Here is a 19,949-nt window from a genome sequence, read left to right as displayed (position 1 = left end):
TAGCCGCTGCAATACAAACACTAAAACAGCAGCCGAATTCGGGGCGCCCGACAATACGCGAGGATATTAGAGAGCTTGTCGAGCCCCGATACGGATTTATCATCCCCTATGCTGTCCGCGATCAAACCATTTGGATACTGAGAGTCTACAGCGCCAGACGGTATCCGCTCAACTATGCCGACTTTCCAGGCTCAGTTGATCCCGTTTGACACCGCCCTTATGCGATAGGCACACCGCCTCGCCCCGAGCAGAATATGCTCTTCCCGCTCCACGCTCGCCCCAAGCGTCGCGCGGAAGGTGTCGAGTTCCGACCGGCAGAAGCCGGCGCAGACGCTTGCGGCGGCGCAGATGGGGCAGTGGTTTTCGACCAGAATGAGGGAGCCGTCCTCCTCCTGCCAATGATCGGCCATATAGCCTTCGCGTGTGCGGATGGTGGCAAGCGATGCGACGCGTGACGGCAGGTCGGCGGCGGCATCGATCTCCTCGCGGTAGCGCTTCAAGGTCTCCACCTCGCGGGCCGAAATCACCGCATCGACCGCTCCCTGCCCCAGCTGATCGGCCATAGTCGTCAAAAGCGCCGCGGTCAGGTCGGCGTGGCCATCGGGGAACTGCCGATTGCCGGCCGCCGTCAGATGCCAGAGCTGCCGTGGCCGTCCCCTGCCCGAAGCCGCCTCCGTCACCGGCTCGACCAGCCCTTCCTCCGCCATCTTCGTCAATTGCTGGCGCGCCGCCTCCGACGATATGCCGAGAGCGCTGCCGAGCGCCGCTGCGAGCTGCGGACCATCGGTTTTCAACAGGATCAGGATTCGGTTGACGGGCGACTGACGCATTTTTCCAAGTTATCTCTTGTTTTAATTCTGCAACGATGTAATTTTCCAATCTATAACTTGGAAAATAATTATTCGCCAGGGAAAACACCAAGGAATCGCCCGATGTCCAGCATCGAACACGCAGATACATCCCAATCCGACTCCATCTTCACCCTGTTCTCACCCCGGCTCCTGCCCGCGACGCTGATGCTCGGCGGCGGCGTCACCCTTTATGCGGTCGAGTCCTACATCACCGCGACGCTCGCGCCCTCCATCGTCCGCGATATCGGCGGCCTGGAGTTGTTTTCCTGGATGACCACGCTTTTCGTGACGGCCGGCGTGCTCGGCTCGATCACCGTCGCGACCCGGCCGAGAGGCATCGGCCTGCGCGCGGTCTATGTCGCGGCGGCACTGATATTCGGCGCCGGAAACCTGATCTGCGCCGCAGCGCCCAACATGCATGTCGTGCTGGCCGGCCGCGCCGTACAGGGTTACGGCGTCGGCATGCTCGCTGGCCTCGCCTATGCCTTCATCCGCTTCGTCTATCCCGAACCGCTATGGCGCAAGGCCTCGACACTCTATGCCGCGATCTGGGGTGTCGCCACGGTTCTCGGGCCGACGCTCGGCGGTCTGTTTGCCGCCGGCCATGCGTGGCGCGAGGCCTTTGTCATTCTCGTGCCGGTGGCTGGTCTCATGGCCCTTTCGGCGCGGTGGCTGCTGCCAAAGGTCAGGGACGATCGCGCGGAAGGGAAAACGCCGCTGGTCCAGATTGCGCTTCTGCTTACAGCGGTCCTGCTGACGAGCTTTGCCGGCACAAGCGATCATGGATCGAGCAAGATCCTGCTGGTCGGCCTGGCCATGGCCCTGGTCGCGGCGATGCTGTTCATCGAGCGCCGAGGACGGACTACGTTGCTGCCGGAGGGCGCCGCCGTGCTGACCAATCCGATCTCGCGGCTCTATCTGATGATGTTCACCATGATGCTGGTGCTGACGAGCGATATCTACATTCCTTACTTCCTGCAAAACCTGCATGGCGTCGCGCCCCTCGCCTCGGGCTATCTCGTCGCGCTGGTGGCGCTCGGCTGGACGATCGGAGCCTTCTTCAGCGCATCGTTTACGGGACGGCAAGCTGTCATCGCGATCATGACGGGCTGCGTGCTTGAGACGGTCTCCACCGCCTCGCTGATCCCCTTCGTCGCCAGAAGCAATCCGGCCGGCGACCTCGTTTGGCTCGCTCCCAGCGTCGCTTCCATGTTCCTGATGGGCTTCGGCGTCGGCCTCGGCTGGGGACACCTGATCGCCAGGATCATCAGCCTTGCCGAGCATAGCGAACGCGACAAGGCTTCGGCCGCCATCTCGATGATCCAGTCGCTGGGCGGCGCCTTCGGCGCTTCATTTGCCGGCGTCATCGTCAACAGCGCCGGGCTTGCCGATCCCGGCGGCATCGCGGGGAGCCTGTCGGCGGCGACATGGCTCTACGGCCTGATGGCCCTGCCCGGCCTTGTCGCCATCACCATGTCGTTTACCCTCAAGTCAGCGTCAACATGATCTTGCCGACATGATTGCTGGTCTCCATCAGCCGGTGTGCAGCGGCGACATCGTCGAAGGCAAAGGTCTTGTAGATGACGGGGGCAATCGCGCCCTCGTCGAGCAGTGGCCAGACCTGCGACAGGAGATCGTCGCGGATGGCGCGCTTTTCCTCCGCCGTGCGTGGACGCATGGTCGAGCCCGTCACCGTCAGGCGCTTGACCATGATCGGCTGCAGATTGACCTTTTCCACCACGGCACCGCCGAGAAAGGCGATGATCGACAGGCATCCGTCCTTGGCGAGCGAGGCGAGGTTCTTCTCGAAATAGGCCGCGCCGATCATGTCGAGGATGATATCGACGCCATGGCCGGTTTCCGCCTTGATCACCGCGGCGAAATCCTCGTCCTTGTAGTTGATCGCCCGCTTCGCGCCGAGCTTTTCGCAGGCCTCGCATTTCTCCTTCGAGCCGGCGGTGGCATAGACCGTGGCGCCGAACGCGTGGGCAAGCTGGATCGCCGTCGTGCCGATGCCGCTGGAGCCGCCATGGATCAAGACGCTCTCGCCTTCGGTGAGGCCGGCCATCTGGAAGAGATTGGCCCAGACGGTGAAGAAGGTCTCCGGCAGCGCCGCCGCGCGAACGGCATCATAGCCGTTCGGGAAGCGCAGCGCCTGACCGGCGGGCAAAGCGCAATATTCGGCATAGGCGCCGCCATTGGCGAGGCCGCAGACCTTGTTGCCGATGGCGAACTCGGTGACGCCCGGCGCGACATCGACCACTTCGCCGGCCACTTCCAGCCCGAGCACCGGGCTCGCATCCTTCGGCGGCGGATAGGTTCCCTGACGCTGCGCCACATCGGGCCGGTTGACGCCGACCGCCTCGACACGCACCAGGATCTCCCCATCCTTCAACGCCGGCAGAGGCTTACGGGCAATGGTCATGACTTCGGGACCGCCGAAAGACGGCAGATCCACAAAACGCATTTCAGACGGCAAGCGCATGGCTCGACTCTCCTCTCCCGATACAGCAGTGGAGATAGTCTAGCGCATCCGGCTTGAAAAGAAGCCGGTGCGCGAGGGCGTCAATTCGTCTCGCCCAGGCTCAGCAGCGCAACACCGATTTCGCTCTCCTTCGCCCTGGCTTTGATCCCGGCGATAGAGGTGCCGACGCGGTTGATATCGTCGATGACGAGCCCCTCGGGCAGTTCGAGAATGCCGATAGAGCAGCGCATCAGCGGAAACACGGCTTCGGCGCCGCTGCGGTCGTGGCCCCGGATGCGACCGGCGGCACGGTCCTCGGCGGAATAGAAATCCAGCACGTCGGCGTGGAAATCGGCCAGCAGCCGATCCAGAACCTCGCGCAGTTCCTCCATGCTCCAGCCGGCGACGCCGATGAAGAAATCGTCGCCGCCGACATGGCCGAGAAACTGGCCTTCGGCAAAGAAATAGCGCCGCATCAGCGCGGCGAAGAGCGAGATGGCATGATCGCCGAGATGGAAGCCATAGGCATCGTTGAACGGCTTGAAATTATCGAAATCGCAATAGCAGAAATGCCGGATCGCATCGCCGTCGCGGCCGGCGGTCTGCATGAAGTCGTGGATGGCGCGGTTGCCCGGCAGGCCGGTCAGCGGGTTCTGGTCCTGAGCGACCTTGAGCTGCTTCTCGTTGATGACCTTGATGAGCGACGCGGCGGAGACGATGCCGGCATAATGCGTGCCCTCGGTGACGATCAGGCAATCGCTGCTGTCCATGCTGGCGAAGATCGCCATCAGCGTATCCGCGTCGGAATCGAGACCGACGATCGGCGCCATCTCGACGAAATGCGCGATGGAGCGCTCATAGACCTTGTTCTTCAGGAGATCGCGGCCGAAGGGCTGATAGATATATTCCTTGAGCCGGTATTCGTGGATGATGCCGCGCGGCTCGCCATTGACGTTGACGACCGGGAAATAGGCGCGGCGAGGATTGCGGCGGAACAGTTCGAAAACACTGTCGATGCTGTCGCTCTCACGGATGGCCGGCAGCACCTCGATCTGCTTGCGGATGAGGATCTCGTCCAGCGACTGGCTGTTGCGTGCCGTCCTGCCGAGATCCTGAAGGTGCGGAAAGGCGGGCTTCAGTTCGTTGACCAGCGTCGTCGGCCGGGCGATGAACCAGCCCTGGACGAGATCGACGCCGAATTCGCGGCATGTCAGGAACTCCGCCTCGGTTTCGATGCCCTCGGCGATGACGCGGGTGCCGAGCACATGGGCGATATTGACGAGGTTGCGCAGGATATGACGCTTGCGGGCGCTGCGGTCGATATTGACGACGAAATGCCGGTCGATCTTGAGATAGTCGACAGGATAATCGGACAGGAGTTTCATTTCGCCATGGCCGACCCCGAAATCATCGATCGCCAGTTTGAAACCGGCATTGCGCATCTTGGCGACGAGATCCGAAAACTCCGGCACGCTGGTATTGTCGAAGCGCTCGGAAAATTCGAAGCAGACGGAGGACGGCGCGATGCCTGCCTTTCTCATATGCTGCAGCAGGCCATCGACCAGCACCGCGCCCTGCGGGATCAAGCGGACATCGAGATTGAGAAAGAGCGTCGCCGTGGCGGCATCGGCAAGCGTTGCGAACTTCGCCAGCGCGCGGCTCGATACCATCTGCTCCAGTCCCAGCAGCTGGCCGGTACGCTCGGCTTCGTCGAGGATCTCGACCGGGCTGTCGAAGCCGATCCGCTGCTGGCCGCGCATCAGGGCTTCATAGCCGAAAACGGCGCCGGTTCCGGCCTCGACGATCGGCTGGAAGGCATTTTCAATAACGAGTTTGGCAAGCGTGACAATCTGGTCGCTGGCATACCGGCGCAATATGCCGGGCTCGACGGCGGCAGTCAGGGACATGCCCATCTCCACTCAGAATTCTTGATTAAGTTTTTGAGAAACTTGGATTTAGCGTGTTTTCGGCCCAAGATGGGCCACAAGCGTCAACGAAACCTTTCCCCTATGTGAAAGTTTCGTGAATGGTAAAAGAGCGCTCACCATAAGACGCCCCGGCACGAAGGCCGGTGACCTCTCGCACGATCTCCAGCGCGAAATTTCCGCGTTCAGTTGTGCCGGGCTCTTTCCGTCTCGTAATCGGCAAACATGTCGGCAACACAACGGCTGCTTTTCGATGGGCCGTCGGGACCGTTGGCGGCAACGGGTACGGCGCAGATGTCGCCGCGCTTGCGGGCGGCATCCCACATGCGCAATGCCTCGCGCACGACTTCGCTGCTAGATGCATAAGTGCCTGTGTCGACGGCCGCTCGGATACCGGCAGCCTGAAGCGGAGAGATGGAAACCGTTACCATCGGCATGATATTCCTCCCTGTTTATTTTTAGGTAGAATTCTGTGCCAGAGACCCACTCCAGAAGGAGACCGCTCCGGCATAGACAGCCGGAGCCTTCAAGGAATGTCCGCATCGACACCCGGCTCCGGACATCGGGCGCTGAAGATCAGATCTTCCGCCGCCGCTTCATCCGTATGGCTTACCCATAAAGAGTAGCGCCGCTCGCGCCTCTTGTCAAAAAGTCCTATTTCGTTACCGCCGGCTTTACTCGCCTTTATCGCCTGAGCGCGAAGCCGAAAGCCAGCAACGTCCAGCCCTGAAAGGTCAGATCGACCGCGAGAAACAGGCCGAGAACCCAGAGGCTGTTAACGGGCCAACCGAGCGCGACCGCGATGCCGGCGAGAGCGGTGACCACGCCGCCGATGACGATCCACACCCAGCCCTTTTCCGGCTTCAGCTTGCGGCCGACCCAGACGCGAAACGTGCCGGCGACCAGCAGGGCGATGGCCAGGAACAATGTCAGGGCTTCCGAGGCGAGCAAGGGATTGGCGAAGGCAAGGATGCCGGCCACCGTATAGAGCAGGCCGCTCAGTGCCCAGAACAGGATGTGCTCCCATCCCCGCACCTGAAAGGCGTGCGCCAGATGGATGATGCCGCCGAGCAGCATCAGCATGCCGATATAATAGACCGATGCGACCGTGGCGGCGAAGAGATTGCCAAAAGCGAGCGCGCCGCAGATGAGCAGAAACACGCCGAGCGCAACAAACCAACCCCATTTGTCGCGCATCGCGGACGGGGGGATTTCATCCATAACATTGACCATGACCACACCTCCTCCTCCCTCAAGAGTATGGCACAGAAATGAATCTCGAAAAGAGGGCGCGGCTTTTCCGCCAATATCGGGCAGGCAAGTGATTTTTTTATTGATTGATCAGTCAATCAAAAATACAATCGGAGCAGTTCAGGGGTACTTCATGCCAAAAGTCGGAATGGAACCAGTGCGCCGCAAGGCGCTTGTGGATGCCGCGATGCGCGTGATCGGCGATCACGGCTCGCTGACCGTCACCATGTCCGAAATCGCCAAGCAGGCCGGCGTCTCCCCTGCCCTCGCACACCATTATTTCGGCAGCAAGGAACAACTGCTGATCGAGACCGTCCGTCATCACCTACAGCGCCTGCGCGACAGCACGGTGACGGCGATGAGGGCCGCGAAGACACCGCGGGAAAAACTCTCCGCCGTTATCCATGTCAGCTTCCATGCCGACCAGTTCACGCCGGAGACGATTGCCGCATGGCTCGCCTTCTATGCCGAGGCACAGCGCTCCGAGGAGACCCGCCGCTTCCTCGTCATCTATGCGAGACGGCTGCGCTCCAACCTGCTGGCCAATCTCAAGGCACTATGCCCGGGTGAAGACGCAGAACGCATCGCCGAGGGCGCTGCCGCGATGATCGACGGGCTTTATATCCGTCAAAGTCTGCGATCAGCGCCGATCAGCATCGAGGCTTCGATCGCGCTGACGGAAGATTACATCAATTCACTGCTTGCGCCGCTTTCCGCAGAGGCCGCCGTTCAAAGGACTGAAACATGACCCTCAAAGCCCAGCCCACCGCCTCCCATTTCATCGACGGCGAATACGTCGAGGATACCGACGGCACCGTCATCGAAAGCATCTATCCGGCAACCGGCGAAGTGATCGCGCGGCTGCATGCGGCGACCCCCGCCATCGTCGAGAAGGCAATCGCCGCTGCCAAGCGGGCGCAGCCGGAATGGGCGGCCATGAGCCCGACGGCGCGCGGCCGTATCCTGAAGCGCGCCGCCGAGATCATGCGCGAACGCAACCGCGAGCTTTCGGAGCTTGAAACGCTCGACACCGGCAAGCCGATCCAGGAAACCATCGTCGCCGATCCGACCTCGGGTGCCGACAGCTTCGAATTCTTCGGCGGTATCGCGGCTGCCGGCCTCAACGGCTCCTACATCCCGCTTGGCGGCGACTTCGCCTATACCAAGCGCGTGCCGCTCGGCGTCTGCGTCGGCATCGGCGCCTGGAACTACCCGCAGCAGATCGCCTGCTGGAAGGGTGCACCTGCCCTGGTGGCCGGCAACGCCATGGTGTTCAAGCCTTCGGAAAACACGCCGCTCGGCGCGCTGAAAATCGCCGAGATTCTCATCGAGGCCGGCCTGCCGAAGGGGCTCTACAACGTCATCCAGGGCGACCGCGAGACCGGACCGCTGCTGATCAACCATCCCGATGTCGCCAAGGTGTCGCTGACCGGCTCGGTGCCGACCGGCCGCAAGGTCGCCGCCGCTGCCGCCGGAAGCCTGAAGCACGTCACCATGGAACTCGGCGGCAAGTCGCCGCTGATCGTCTTCGAGGACGCCGATATCGACAGCGCCATCGGCGGCGCCATGCTCGGCAACTTCTATTCGACCGGCCAGGTCTGCTCGAACGGGACGCGCGTCTTCGTCAACAAGAAGATCAAGTCCGAATTCCTGAAGCGTCTGAAGGCCCGCACCGAGGCGATGCTGATCGGCGATCCCATGGACGAGGCGACGCAAGTGGGGCCGATGGTCTCCTGGGCGCAGCGCGAAAAGGTGCTCGCCTATATCGAGAAGGGCAAGGCCGAAGGCGCGACGCTGGTGGCTGGCGGCGGCATTCCGAACAATGTCTCCGGCGAAGGCTATTACGTGCAGCCGACCGTCTTCGCCGATGTCACCGACGACATGACCATCGCCCGCGAGGAGATCTTCGGGCCGGTGATGTGCGTGCTCGATTTCGATGACGAGGCGGAGGTGATCGCCCGCGCCAACGACACCGAGTTCGGCCTTTCCGGCGGCGTCTTCACCGCCGACCTCACCCGCGCCCACCGCGTCGTCGACCAGCTCGAGGCCGGCACGCTCTGGATCAACACCTACAATCTCTGCCCGGTCGAAATCCCCTTCGGCGGCTCCAAGCAATCCGGCTTCGGCCGCGAAAATTCGCTTGCCGCGCTGGAGCATTATTCCGAGCTGAAGACGGTCTATGTCGGCATGGGGCCGGTACAGGCGCCTTATTGAACCACCTCCCCCTTGAGGGGGAGGTCGCCGCATAGCGGCGGGTGGGGGTGACCTGCCGCAGCGCACGTACCAGCAATCACCCCACCCCGGCCTTTGGCCGACCCTCCCCCTCAGCGGGAGGGTGTAAGCCACCTCGATTTACGCCCCTGTCCACCTGGAGCACATGGTCATGCAAGCAGATTTCGTCATCGTCGGCTCAGGCTCGGCCGGCTCCGCCATGGCTTACCGCTTGTCGGAAGACGGCAAGCATTCGGTCATCGTGCTGGAATTCGGCGGCAGCGATATCGGCCCCTTCATCCAGATGCCGGCGGCCCTTGCCTGGCCGATGAGCATGGACCGCTACAATTGGGGCTATCTCTCCGAGCCGGAGCCGCAGCTCAACAACCGCCGCATCACCGCGCCGCGCGGCAAGGTGATCGGCGGCTCCTCCTCGATCAACGGCATGGTCTATGTCCGTGGTCACGCGGAGGATTTCAATCGCTGGGAAGAGCTTGGCGCGCAAGGCTGGGCCTATGCCGACGTGCTGCCCTATTTCAAGCGGATGGAGCATTCGCATGGCGGCGAAGAGGGCTGGCGCGGCACCGACGGGCCACTGCATGTGCGCCGCGGCGACGCTCGCAACCCGCTCTTCCACGCCTTCATCGAAGCCGGCAAGCAGGCGGGCTTCGAGGCGACGGAAGACTATAATGGCAGCAAGCAGGAAGGCTTCGGCCTGATGGAGCAGACGACCTGGATGGGTCGGCGCTGGTCGGCTGCGACCGCCTATCTCAAGCCGGCGCTGAAGCGGCCGAATGTCGAGCTCATCCGCTGCTTCGCCCGCAAGATCGTGATCGAGAACGGCCGCGCCGTGGGTGTCGAGGTCGAGCGCGGCGGCAAGATCGAGGTCATCAGGGCCAACCGCGAAGTGATCGTCTCGGCCTCCTCCTTCAACTCACCGAAGCTGCTGATGCTCTCCGGCATTGGCCCAGGACAGCATCTGCGGGACATGGGCATCGAGGTGAAGGTGGACCGGCCAGGCGTCGGCGCCAACCTGCAGGACCATATGGAATTCTATTTCCAGCAGACCAGCCTGAAGCCGGTTTCGCTTTATTCCTGGCTGCCCTGGTACATGCAGGGCATTGCCGGCGCGCAATGGTTGTTCTTCAAGAAGGGGCTCGGCACCTCGAACCAGTTCGAAGCCTGCGCCTTCCTGCGCTCGGCGCCGGGCATCAAGCAGCCGGATATCCAGTATCACTTCCTGCCGGTCGCCATCAGCTATGACGGCAAGGCGGCGGCCAAGAGCCACGGCTTCCAGGTCCATGTCGGCTACAACCTGTCGAAGTCGCGCGGCAACGTCACGCTGCGCTCCTCCGATCCGAAGGCCGATCCGGTCATTCGCTTCAATTATATGAGCCATCCGGAAGACTGGGAGAAGTTCCGCCATTGCGTCCGCCTCACGCGCGAGATCTTCGGGCAGAAGGCTTTCGACGACTATCGCGGCGCTGAAATCCAGCCGGGAGCCAATGTCCAGACCGACGACCAGATCGACGCCTTCCTGCGCGAGCACCTGGAAAGCGCCTATCACCCCTGCGGCACCTGCAAGATGGGCTCGAAGGACGATCCGATGGCGGTGGTCGATCCCGACACGCGCGTCATCGGCGTCGACGGCCTGCGCGTCGCCGACAGCTCGATCTTCCCGCATGTGACTTACGGCAATCTCAACGGTCCCTCGATCATGACCGGCGAGAAAGCCGCCGATCACATCCTCGGCAAGCCTAGGCTTGCAAGATCCAATCAGGAGCCGTGGATCAATCCGCGCTGGGAGACAAGCGATCGGTAGGTTTAGCGGGTATCAGTGATAATCTTCTTCGCGCTGATGCCTGATCGCCAGTATGGTCACTGTCTCGCTGTCTTCAATCTCGAATAGAGCAACATAACCGGACGAGCCGAACGGAATGACGAGTTCGCGGAGAAATGCGTTGTCCGAGGACGCTTTGCGGCAGCTGAACGGAAAGTCCGCCAGCATCTTCATGGCGCCTTCAATGACGGAAATGGCGCGGGCGGCGGTATTCTCATCGCGATCGAGCAGATAGGCATAGAGCCGCTTGATATCGTCACGAGCAGAGCCGGCATAACGAACGGCGTATTTCAATTTTTCTTGCTCGCTATCTTTGCTGCAAGCATCTCCCTCAATTCGTCAACCACCTCGTCGGCGCTGTAGTAAACACCCGTACGCTTGGCTTCCTCGCGCGCGGCCATGCCCCGCGCAATGAATTCTGCTTGTGCTCGCCTATGGTCGATTTGAGCCTTTAGCGAATTCTCCACAAAAGCTGAGAGTGTTTCACCCTCTTTCAACACGCTCTCGGCGGCCGCGCGCAGTTCCGGAGCGACCCTCAACGAAGGAATGGAAGCGGATTTCATCATTCACCCCTTGCATTGCAATTGCGATGCATTTTAAGGGGCCGCTGAAACATGTCAATGCTGCCGCAAACTTCGGCAACAAAGTGAAGTCTTGTAAGACAGTGTGAATATCCCGATCCTCCGTTTTTAAGCAGACTATTCAGAATTGAGTCCTAAGTGGACATATTGCTCAGCCTGCCGGTTCAAAATCCCATGCCCCCCATCTACCGCAAATCCAAACTGCTCCGCCGCTCCCGCGTATTCTGGGGGTCTTTCAATCTCTGGCGGCCACGCTTGGTATTCTGGACGGGCGCCTTGGCGATCGGGGTGATCAGCGTCGGCTTTGCCAAGCTGGCCGATCTGGCGCAGCATGCCTTTGCGGGCGTGACAAACTCGGGAGAATGGACCTGGCTGTTGCCGCTGGTGCTGACGCCACTTGGTTTCGTGCTTTCGGCCTATCTCGCCACGACGCTGTTTCCCAATGCGCAAGGCAGCGGCATTCCCCAGGCGATCGCGGCGCGGCATCTGCATCACGACGATGACCGCTCGAAACTGCTGTCGCTCCGGCTTGCCTTCGGCAAGATCGTGCTGACCGTCCTCGGATTGTTTTGCGGCGCATCCATCGGCCGCGAGGGGCCGACCGTGCAGGTGGGCGCGTCCTTCATGCTGGCGGTCGCTCGCTTCGGCGGGATGGCGCAGGCCAAGGGGCTGATCCTTGCGGGTTCGGCGGCCGGCATCGCGGCGGCATTCAACACGCCGCTTGCCGGCATCGTCTTCGCCATCGAGGAAATGAGCCGCACCTATGAATCGCGCGCCAACGGCCTGGTGCTGACCGCCGTCATCCTCTCCGGCCTGGCCGCGCTCGGGCTCTCCGGCAGCTATAATTATTTCGGCACGGCGGATGCCGCGCCGACAGCACTCGTGGATTGGGCACTGGTCCTGATCTGCGGCGTCGGCGGCGGGGCGCTTGGGGCGGCATTCAGCGGATTGGCGCTCCATGCCGGCATCCGCATCCGTCGCTGGGCGCAGCCACAGCCTCTCAAGCGCGTGCTGATGCTTGCCGGCTGCTGCGGCCTTGCCGTCGCCATCATCGGCGTCGCCTCGGGCGGCAATACGTTCGGTACGGGTTACGAACAGGCGCGCGGCGCCGTCGAAGGACACGCCCTGCCCCTGCTCTTCTTCCTGGAAAAGCTGCTTGCGAGCTTCCTGTCGATGATATCGGGCATTCCGGGCGGCATCTTCGCGCCGTCGCTCGCGGTCGGCGCCGGTCTCGGCAGCACCGTCGGTACGCTGATCGGCAGCAGCATCGCGCTGGCGGCAATCCTTGGCATGGCCGGCTATTTCGCCGGCGTCGTGCAGGCACCGATGACGGCCTTCGTGATCATCCTGGAAATGACGGGGGATCATCAGGCCGTGATACCAATCATGGCGGTATCGATGATCGGCTATGTCACCTCACGTCTGCTCTCGCGCGAGCCGCTTTATCACGGCCTGTCCCGCGTCTTCATCGCGGCGGCAATCCGGTCGCGGCGCACGCTGGAGAAGGATGCCGCCGGAGACCACGCCGCAGGATAAGGCCTATGCCAGCAGCCGGGTGACTTCCGCTTCGTCGGGCCGCGCCACGGCATCGGCGATGGTGGTCGAGAACAGGACTTTGCGGGTTGCGTCGGCAACCCTTGCGAAGACATGGCGGATCTCACAGGTCTGCTCGCCGTCGCAATCGTCGCAGCGGCGATAGGCGGTGATGGAAAGACAGGGCAAGGGCGCGATCGGCCCATCGATGATGCGCAGAATCTCGCCGAAGGTGATCTCGTCGGCGGGCCTGCGCAGGAGATAACCGCCCTGCTTGCCGCGCCGGCTGATGACGACGCCCTGATGTTTCAGATCGAGCAGGATCTGCTCCAGAAACTTCTTGGGAATCTTCTGCTGCGCGGCAATGTCGGAAATCATCACAGGCTCTCCCGCCTCGGCCTGGGCCAGAGCAGACAGCGCCCGTAGCGCGTATTTTGCTTTCTGAGTGATCATTGCGAACCGCTTACACACACATGCGATGCGTTTGCCGGCCTATCCGATCCGTGATCTCGGAGCTCAGGCTTTCCGGAGGCTCTTCGCAGCAGGGACGAAAATCACGGAAAGTCGGCAGCAGCCAGCAACCCAGCCTTGTTTTCATTTTTTCCACTATGCCCATAGTTTAGCGCAGATTATGACTGTCCGCACCTTTTTGCCCATCACTTCCGATTTCCATTTGACAAGCTGCGTGTAACTCTACTATTTCTATAGACATTAAAGCAAGTGCTTAGATATGTTTGATCTTATCGGCACGTCTCCGCCGGCCCGCTCTGGGGGCAAAACGCCTTGGTTAATAGCCGAGGCGGTTGCTTTTTCTCAGGGGTGCGGCTTCATGGAGATATTTGCTCCCTTTCGCCTTGCTTTCGAAATCGCTTTTTCTGTCCGCCGCCACCGCAAGCTGCGATACTCCCGGCAAAATCAGGACAGGACCCCCTATGACTGCCACCCAACTTATCGAAGACGCCAGGACGCTGAATAGCCGGCTGGCGGCGCTTGACCTCGCCGGCCGCCTGTCTTTCGTTGCCGGCCTCGGCGGCCGCGCCGTCTTCACGACGTCGCTCGGCATCGAGGATCAGGTCATCACCGCCGAGATCGGCAATCATCGCCTGCCGATCGACGTCGCGACACTGCAGACCGGCCGCCTCTTTCCCGAGACGGTGGCGCTGATCGACGAGACGGAAAACCAGTACGATATTCATATCATCCGCTACGAGCCGGAGCAGGCCGATGTCGACGCCTATGCGGCGAAGTATGGCCTCAACGGCTTCTACGAAAGTGTCGAAGCCCGACATGCCTGTTGTGGCGTGCGCAAGCTGAAGCCGCTTGCGCGAGCACTATCCGGCGCGACCATCTGGATCACCGGCCTGCGCCGCGGCCAGTCGGCCAACCGTGCGGAGACGCCGTTTGCCGAATACGACCCTGAACGCAATCTCATCAAGGTCAACCCGCTTGCCGACTGGGACATCGACGCGATCCGCGCCTATGTCGCCGACAACAGCGTGCCGGTGAACCCCTTGCACCAGCGCGGCTACCCCTCGATCGGCTGCGAACCCTGCACCCGCGCCATCAAGCCGGGCGAGCCCGAGCGCGCCGGCCGCTGGTGGTGGGAGAACGACGAGAAGCGCGAATGCGGCCTGCATGTCGCCGAAGAGGCGGCCATCGCCGCGCAATGACATACCCCGCCGGTTCCCGGCATCGGTTCGAGGCGCGGCCAGTCCGCCGCCAACCTACCGGGGACCAAAGCATCCTGTTTTTCCGGCCGTTTCCGGCTGGGGCCATTGATTAAGTTCTGGAGTTGAAAATGCCCGATAGCCACCCGGATACGGAACTCTCCAATCCGCAAAGCAGCAAGCCGCCGCTCGACCCGCATTTGAAAGCGCTGGAAAACGAGTCCATCCATATCTTCCGCGAGGTGGCGGCCGAATTCGAGCGTCCGGTGATGCTCTATTCGATCGGCAAGGATTCCTCCGTGCTGCTGCATCTGGCGCGCAAGGCCTTCTATCCCGGCCGTGTCCCCTTCCCGCTCCTGCATGTGAACACCGGCTGGAAATTCGCCGAGATGATCACCTTCCGCAACGAAATCGTGAAGAAGTACGATCTTGATCTGATCGAGCACATCAATCCGCGCGGGCAGGCGGAGAACATCACGCCCTTCACCCACGGCTCGGCCCGCTATACCGACATCATGAAGACGGAAGCCCTGCGCCAGGCGCTCGATGCCGGCCAGTACGATGCCGCCTTCGGCGGTGCGCGCCGCGACGAGGAAGCCTCGCGCGCCAAGGAGCGCATCTATTCCTTCCGCACGCCGGACCATCGCTGGGACCCGCGCAACCAGCGCCCGGAACTCTGGAACGTCTATAACGGCCAGATTCGCAAGGGCGAAAGCGTGCGCGTCTTCCCGTTGTCCAACTGGACCGAGGTCGATATCTGGCGCTATATCCAGGCCGAAAATATTCCGATCGTGCCGCTCTATTTCGCCGCGAAGCGTCCGGTCGTCGAGCGCGACGGCATGATGATCATGGCGGCCGATCCGCGGCTCGAATTGCTGCCCGGCGAGGTCAAGCGCGAGGAGGTCATCCGCTTCCGTACGCTCGGCTGCTTCCCGCTGACGGGCGCGATCCGCTCCACCGCCACCACCCTTGAAGACGTCATTGCAGAGCTGGAAATCGCCACGGTTTCCGAACGGCAGGGCCGCGCCATCGACCGCGACCAGTCCGGCTCCATGGAAAAGAAGAAGCGCGAAGGATATTTCTGAGATGACTGCAGCCGTAACCGCAAATGTCGTCACGATGCCGACCGCCGGAGCCAGCACCGCTATTGCTGCCGAGCCGGCCCAGGCCATACGCGACTCGCGCCCCCTTCGCCTGATCACCTGCGGCAGTGTCGATGACGGCAAATCCACGCTGATCGGCCGTCTTCTCTGGGACACCAAGGCGGTCAAGGAAGACCAGGCCGCCACGCTGCAACGCGACTCCACCGGCAAGCAGAACGATCTCGGCCTGCCCGACTTCGCCCTGCTGCTCGACGGCCTGCAGGCCGAGCGCGAACAGGGCATCACCATCGATGTTGCCTACCGCTATTTCTCGACCGACAAGCGCTCCTTCATCGTCGCCGACACGCCCGGCCACGAGCAATATACCCGCAACATGGCGACCGGCGCCTCGACCGCCGACCTCGCCGTGCTTCTGGTCGATGCGCGCATGGGCATCCTCGAGCAGACCCGCCGGCATGCCACGATCGCCTCGCTGCTCGGCATCAAGCAGTTCGTGCTCGCCATCAACAAGATCGACCTGACGAATTACGACCGCGCCGGTTTCGAAAAGATTTCGAACGAATTCCGCGAATTCGCCCTTTCGCTTGGCGTCAAGCAGATCACGGCTATCCCGATGTCGGCGCTGAAGGGCGAAAACGTCGTCTATTCCGGCCAGGCCGCCATGCCGTGGTACAGCGGCCCGACCCTGGTCGAGACGCTGGAACTGGCGACTGTCCGCTCGGCGCAGACGGTCGGGTTCCGTCTCTCGGTACAGCGCGTCTCCCGCCCCGGCGAGAGCTTCCGCGGCTATCAGGGCACGGTTGCCGGCGGCTCGGTCAAGCCCGGAGACAGTGTCATGATCCTGCCGTCGGGCATGGTCGCCAACGTCTCGAAGATCGTGACCTTCGATCTGGTGCGCAATGCCGCCGTCGCCGGCGATGCCATCACGCTCGTTCTCGATCGCCAGGTGGACGTGTCGCGCGGCGACATGATCGTCGCCATCGACAGCCAGCCGCAATCTGGCCTCTCCTTCGACGCCCAGATCGTCGCGCTGCAGCCGGAAGGCATCGAGCCCGGCAAGCGCTACTGGCTGAAGAGCGGCAGCCGCCGCCAGCGCGTGCAGGTTCAGCCCATCGCCCAGCTTGAGCTCAAGACCGGCGCCTGGGCGCCGGCGCAGGCGCTGTGGATGAATGCCATCGGCAAGGTTCGCCTGACCTTCGATGAAGCCGCCGTCTTCGACCCTTACGAACAGAACCGCTCGACCGGCTCCTTCATCCTCATCGATCCGGAGACCAACAATACGATTGCCGGCGGTATGATCACCGGCAAGCGCACCGATGTCGGCGGCATCCACAAGGAAGGCCAGCGCGTTCTGCTCTCCCTGCCGGCGGATCTCGCCGAGCAGATCATGGCGAGCGAACTCTTCGCCAGCCGTCGTGATGAGACCGAAGTCCGCCGTGTCACCGCCGCGCAGGCCGCGGAGATCTGGGCAAACGCGGCCAGCGACATCTGATCGTCGCAATATATGCAAAGGATGGCGGCTGGCTTGGCTCAGCCGCCATTGAAGAGGAGGCTTCGGGGAACGGCTGAGCGCTGCTCGAAAGCTGCCACGAGCGGCTCATGCCGCTCTCCAGCTCCCGGTTATGGCGCCTGGATCGATGGCTTGCCCCGCTTCAAGGGCATAGATACGATGGAGCGCGCCAAAATCATCCCGCATTCAGGCCCCGGCGGCAGGTAAAATCTCGCAGCTTTTCGCAAAAAGCCTTTCACTCAGGAAATCGACAAGGACCCGGACCTTTGGGGACAGGTGGCGATTGGACGGCCAGAGCAGGTGGAATTGACCCGGCCCATCGATGTGGTCGTCGAGGACCGTGCGCAGCTTGCCTTCGGCAATCGGGCCGCGCGCCAGGAAATCGGGCATGCATCCGATACCGAGACCGCTGACCACGGCACCGCGCAGGGCCTCCATATTGTTGCAGGACAGAGCCGTTTGCATGCGCAGTTCCGGGCCGCCGTCGGGAAAGGTCAGCGGCCAGCTCTGCAGCTTGCCGCTATTGGGAAAGCGGAACCGGATCGCCAAATGGCCGTCCAGTGCCCGCGGGCAATCCGGGACGCCATGGCGATCGAGATAAGCGGGCGCGGCGCAGAGCAGCATCTGGAACGGCCGCAGCGTTCGCGACATCAGCCGTGAATCCGGCAGGTTGCCACTGCGGATCGCGACATCGACACCTTCCTCGATCATGTCAACAATGCGGTCGTTGAAATCGAGGTCCAGCTCGATCTCGGGGTAGCGCGCAACGAATTCCGGCACCACCGGCAGCAGGAAATGATAGCTGACGATCGGAACGCTGACGCGCAGCCGCCCGCGCGGCACGGCGACTGCCTGGGCAAGCGACGCCTGAGCGTCATCCAGGTCATCGAGCACACGCCGGCAGCGCTCGTGAAAAAGGCGCCCTTCTTCGGTCAGACGAATGCTGCGGGTCGAACGCTGCAAAAGCCTCACACCGAGCTGCCGCTCGAGGTTGGTCACCGCCTTGCCGACGGCGGAGGCGGAAAGACCAAGCACGCGCCCGGCAGCCGCGAAGCTGCCGAGATCAGCGCTCCGCACGAAGGCGTTCAGACCACTTAGCCGATCCATCCCGTTTCCATTCGATCATTTTATTCCGCTATATACGGAAAGATAGCTATCTTATCGCAGCATTGCATCAAAATTATCCTGTCTGGGTACTTCAATGCGCCCGCGAATGATGACCTCGCCTCAGATGGGCGGGTCCCCTCCCAAGCCGTTCGCGCGCCTTCCTTTACTCGAGCCCCGCGGGACACTCCCATGCATCCTGACAAGACCAAAGCCGCCGCTTCGGCTGAAAGCCTATTCGTTCTCGCCGCAGTCTGCTGCGCCGCCGCCGCCATGCCGCTGACCTTCACCGGCCCCGCCGTCGCCTTGCCCGCGATCAGCCGCACGCTTGGCGGCAGCCCGATCGCGCTCAATTGGGTCACCAATGCCTTCATGCTGACCTTCGGCAGCAGCCTCATGGCGGCGGGCGCCCTTGCCGACAGCTATGGCCGCAAACGCATCTTCCTTCTCGGCCTTGGCGGCTTCGCACTGTTTTCGGTCGGCCTCGCCTTCGCCGGCAACATCGTCTGGTTCGATATCCTGCGCGCCCTGCAGGGCATGGGCGCCGCCGCTGCCTTTTCCGGCGGCATGGCCTCGCTGGCGCAGGAGTTCGATGGGGCCGCCCGCATGCGCGCCTTCAGCGTCGTCGGCTCCAGCTTCGGCGTGGGGCTCGCATTCGGGCCGATCGCTTCCGGTCTCATGATCGAGGCCTTCGGCTGGCCGTCGATCTTCATTCTCGTCGTCATCCTTGCTCTTCTCGCCCTCGCGCTGGGCGCAATCTTCCTGAACGAGTCCAGGGACCCGGATGCCGCCGGCATCGATTGGCCGGGTGCGCTCAGCTTCACCCTCGCCCTGACGCTCTTCACCTATGCCGTGCTGCGCGCGCCCGACGCCGGCTGGAGCGATCCGCTGGTCATTGTCCTGCTGGCGGCTGCGGCATTGCTCTTCCTGGCGTTTGCCATCATCGAGCGCTCGGTGAAGCGGCCTATGCTGGATCTCACCTTGTTTCGCTATCCGCGTTTCGTCGGCGTGCAGCTGCTGGCCGCCGCCCCTGCCTATGCCTTCGTGGTGTTGCTCATTCTGCTGCCCATCCGCTTCGTCGGCATCGAGGGAATGAGCGAGGTTGCCGCCGGCCGCATGATGGTCGCGCTGTCGGCACCGCTTCTTCTCCTGCCGATCGTTGCAGGCCTGCTTACGCGATGGTTTGCGGCGGCCACTATCTGCAGCGTGGGTCTTGCGATTTCCGCCGCCGGGCTATTCTGGCTCAGCCGCTTCGGCGCGGGGTCCGGGCCGATCGAACTGATCGCTCCGCTGCTGACGATCGGTATCGGCATCAGCCTGCCCTGGGGCCTGATGGACGGACTTGCCGTCAGCGTCGTGCCGAAGGAACGCGCGGGCATGGCGACCGGCATCTTCAGCACCACGCGCGTCGCCGGCGAAGGCGTGGCGCTGGCCGTGGTCAGCGCCATCCTCTCCGCTCTCATTCAATCGAAACTGGGGCAATCCAATCTCGGGACGGCGGGCGAAGATGCATCCATCGCCGCCCAGCGGCTGGTGACGGGCAATCTTTCCGATGCGGCGTCCACCGTGCCGGCTCTCGGACATGCCGCCCTGATGCAAGGCTATAGCGATGGGTTCAGCACGCTGCTCTGGCTCCTGACGGCCATCACCATTCTCACGGCGATCGTCATCTTCACATTCCTCGGCCGCCACCATGCCGAAGGAAGCACGATCGAGACGGACGGACCGGAATCGGCGGCAGCCGAGACAATGGACGCATCCGGCGCCTGAGGCTGGTTCGCATGCCGGCGAGCGGGCGCATGAGCGCCTGTTCGCCGCGGCGCAACAGAATATTTCGCAGCCACACAAAATGTGTGCGGCGCAAAAGACCGATCTACAATGCGCAAGCCACGCACGGCTGGCGTTTCGG

At 62.5% G+C, this 19,949-nt stretch carries 18 protein-coding genes; 9 read left to right on the top strand and 9 right to left on the bottom strand.

What is annotated here, in order from left to right; translation table 11 throughout:
* Positions 1-191: 191 nt before the first annotated feature.
* Positions 192-830, bottom strand: coding sequence for a MarR family transcriptional regulator (locus FHX11_RS08165; RefSeq protein ID WP_184356844.1), 639 nt, complete (start codon positions 828-830; stop codon positions 192-194).
* Between the two features lie 102 nt (positions 831-932).
* On the opposite strand from FHX11_RS08165, the gene FHX11_RS08160 reads away from it, so the two are divergent.
* On the top strand, positions 933-2,357 hold the full coding sequence (locus tag FHX11_RS08160) for an MFS transporter (protein ID WP_184356843.1): 1,425 nt from the start codon (positions 933-935) through the stop codon (positions 2,355-2,357).
* On the opposite strand, the gene FHX11_RS08155 is transcribed toward FHX11_RS08160, so the two are convergent.
* The 4 genes from FHX11_RS08155 to FHX11_RS08140 form a co-directional block, all read right to left on the bottom strand.
* On the bottom strand, positions 2,338-3,336 hold the full coding sequence (locus FHX11_RS08155; RefSeq protein ID WP_184356842.1) for an NAD(P)H-quinone oxidoreductase: 999 nt from the start codon (positions 3,334-3,336) through the stop codon (positions 2,338-2,340). The genes FHX11_RS08160 and FHX11_RS08155 overlap by 20 nt on opposite strands.
* A gap of 80 nt (positions 3,337-3,416) precedes the next feature.
* Positions 3,417-5,222, bottom strand: coding sequence for an EAL domain-containing protein (locus FHX11_RS08150; protein WP_184356841.1), 1,806 nt, complete (start codon positions 5,220-5,222; stop codon positions 3,417-3,419).
* Between the two features lie 203 nt (positions 5,223-5,425).
* Positions 5,426-5,677: a type II toxin-antitoxin system ParD family antitoxin gene (locus FHX11_RS08145; protein WP_184356839.1), complete on the bottom strand. Its 252-nt coding sequence runs from the start codon at positions 5,675-5,677 to the stop codon at positions 5,426-5,428.
* A 247-nt stretch (positions 5,678-5,924) separates the two neighbouring features.
* Positions 5,925-6,473 carry an HdeD family acid-resistance protein gene (locus FHX11_RS08140; RefSeq protein WP_184356837.1) on the bottom strand — a complete coding sequence of 183 codons (549 nt, stop codon included), beginning with the start codon at positions 6,471-6,473 and terminating at the stop codon, positions 5,925-5,927.
* A 151-nt stretch (positions 6,474-6,624) separates the two neighbouring features.
* Between FHX11_RS08140 and betI the strand changes: the two genes are divergently transcribed.
* The 3 genes from betI to betA all read left to right on the top strand — a co-directional run bounded on the left by betI (position 6,625) and on the right by betA (position 10,524).
* Complete coding sequence (gene betI / locus FHX11_RS08135; protein WP_184356835.1) at positions 6,625-7,239, top strand: transcriptional regulator BetI; 615 nt, start codon at positions 6,625-6,627, stop codon at positions 7,237-7,239.
* Positions 7,236-8,705, top strand: a complete 1,470-nt coding sequence (gene betB, locus FHX11_RS08130) for a betaine-aldehyde dehydrogenase (protein ID WP_184356833.1) — start codon at positions 7,236-7,238, stop codon at positions 8,703-8,705. Before betI ends, betB begins: the two co-directional genes overlap by 4 nt.
* A gap of 169 nt (positions 8,706-8,874) precedes the next feature.
* Positions 8,875-10,524 carry a choline dehydrogenase gene (gene betA / locus FHX11_RS08125; protein WP_184356831.1) on the top strand — a complete coding sequence of 550 codons (1,650 nt, stop codon included), beginning with the start codon at positions 8,875-8,877 and terminating at the stop codon, positions 10,522-10,524.
* Positions 10,525-10,536: 12 nt separating this feature from the next.
* Here the strand turns inward: betA and FHX11_RS08120 are convergent, their stop codons facing one another.
* Entirely contained in the window at positions 10,537-10,836 is a 300-nt protein-coding gene (locus FHX11_RS08120; RefSeq protein ID WP_184356829.1) for a type II toxin-antitoxin system RelE/ParE family toxin, read from the bottom strand.
* A complete protein-coding gene (locus tag FHX11_RS08115) occupies positions 10,833-11,105 on the bottom strand; it encodes a YlcI/YnfO family protein (protein ID WP_184357524.1) in 273 nt (90 codons plus the stop codon). Before FHX11_RS08115 ends, FHX11_RS08120 begins: the two co-directional genes overlap by 4 nt.
* A gap of 192 nt (positions 11,106-11,297) precedes the next feature.
* Here FHX11_RS08115 and FHX11_RS08110 point away from each other — a divergent pair, with 192 nt between their 5' ends.
* Positions 11,298-12,659, top strand: a complete 1,362-nt coding sequence (locus tag FHX11_RS08110) for a chloride channel protein (RefSeq protein WP_184356827.1) — start codon at positions 11,298-11,300, stop codon at positions 12,657-12,659.
* Between the two features lie 3 nt (positions 12,660-12,662).
* Here the strand turns inward: FHX11_RS08110 and FHX11_RS08105 are convergent, their stop codons facing one another.
* The gene (locus FHX11_RS08105) at positions 12,663-13,109 is read right to left on the bottom strand and encodes an Rrf2 family transcriptional regulator (RefSeq protein WP_184356825.1); all 447 of its coding nucleotides are present in this window, start codon (positions 13,107-13,109) and stop codon (positions 12,663-12,665) included.
* Between the two features lie 479 nt (positions 13,110-13,588).
* On the opposite strand from FHX11_RS08105, the gene FHX11_RS08100 reads away from it, so the two are divergent.
* The 3 genes from FHX11_RS08100 to cysN all read left to right on the top strand — a co-directional run bounded on the left by FHX11_RS08100 (position 13,589) and on the right by cysN (position 16,918).
* Positions 13,589-14,326, top strand: a complete 738-nt coding sequence (locus FHX11_RS08100) for a phosphoadenylyl-sulfate reductase (protein WP_184356823.1) — start codon at positions 13,589-13,591, stop codon at positions 14,324-14,326.
* Positions 14,327-14,454: 128 nt separating this feature from the next.
* Positions 14,455-15,408, top strand: coding sequence for a sulfate adenylyltransferase subunit CysD (gene cysD / locus FHX11_RS08095; RefSeq protein ID WP_184356821.1), 954 nt, complete (start codon positions 14,455-14,457; stop codon positions 15,406-15,408).
* 1 nt (position 15,409) lies between these two features.
* The gene (cysN, locus tag FHX11_RS08090) at positions 15,410-16,918 is read left to right on the top strand and encodes a sulfate adenylyltransferase subunit CysN (protein WP_184356819.1); all 1,509 of its coding nucleotides are present in this window, start codon (positions 15,410-15,412) and stop codon (positions 16,916-16,918) included.
* Between the two features lie 204 nt (positions 16,919-17,122).
* Here the strand turns inward: cysN and FHX11_RS08085 are convergent, their stop codons facing one another.
* Entirely contained in the window at positions 17,123-18,043 is a 921-nt protein-coding gene (locus FHX11_RS08085; protein ID WP_184356817.1) for a LysR family transcriptional regulator, read from the bottom strand.
* 189 nt (positions 18,044-18,232) lie between these two features.
* Here FHX11_RS08085 and FHX11_RS08080 point away from each other — a divergent pair, with 189 nt between their 5' ends.
* Positions 18,233-19,810, top strand: a complete 1,578-nt coding sequence (locus FHX11_RS08080; RefSeq protein WP_184356815.1) for an MFS transporter — start codon at positions 18,233-18,235, stop codon at positions 19,808-19,810.
* The last annotated feature ends 139 nt before the right edge of the window (positions 19,811-19,949 follow it).

Source organism: Rhizobium sp. BK602, from assembly GCF_014195095.1.
Taxonomy (GTDB): Bacteria; Pseudomonadota; Alphaproteobacteria; order Rhizobiales; family Rhizobiaceae; genus Rhizobium.
This window is presented reverse-complemented; position numbering and strand designations above follow the sequence as displayed.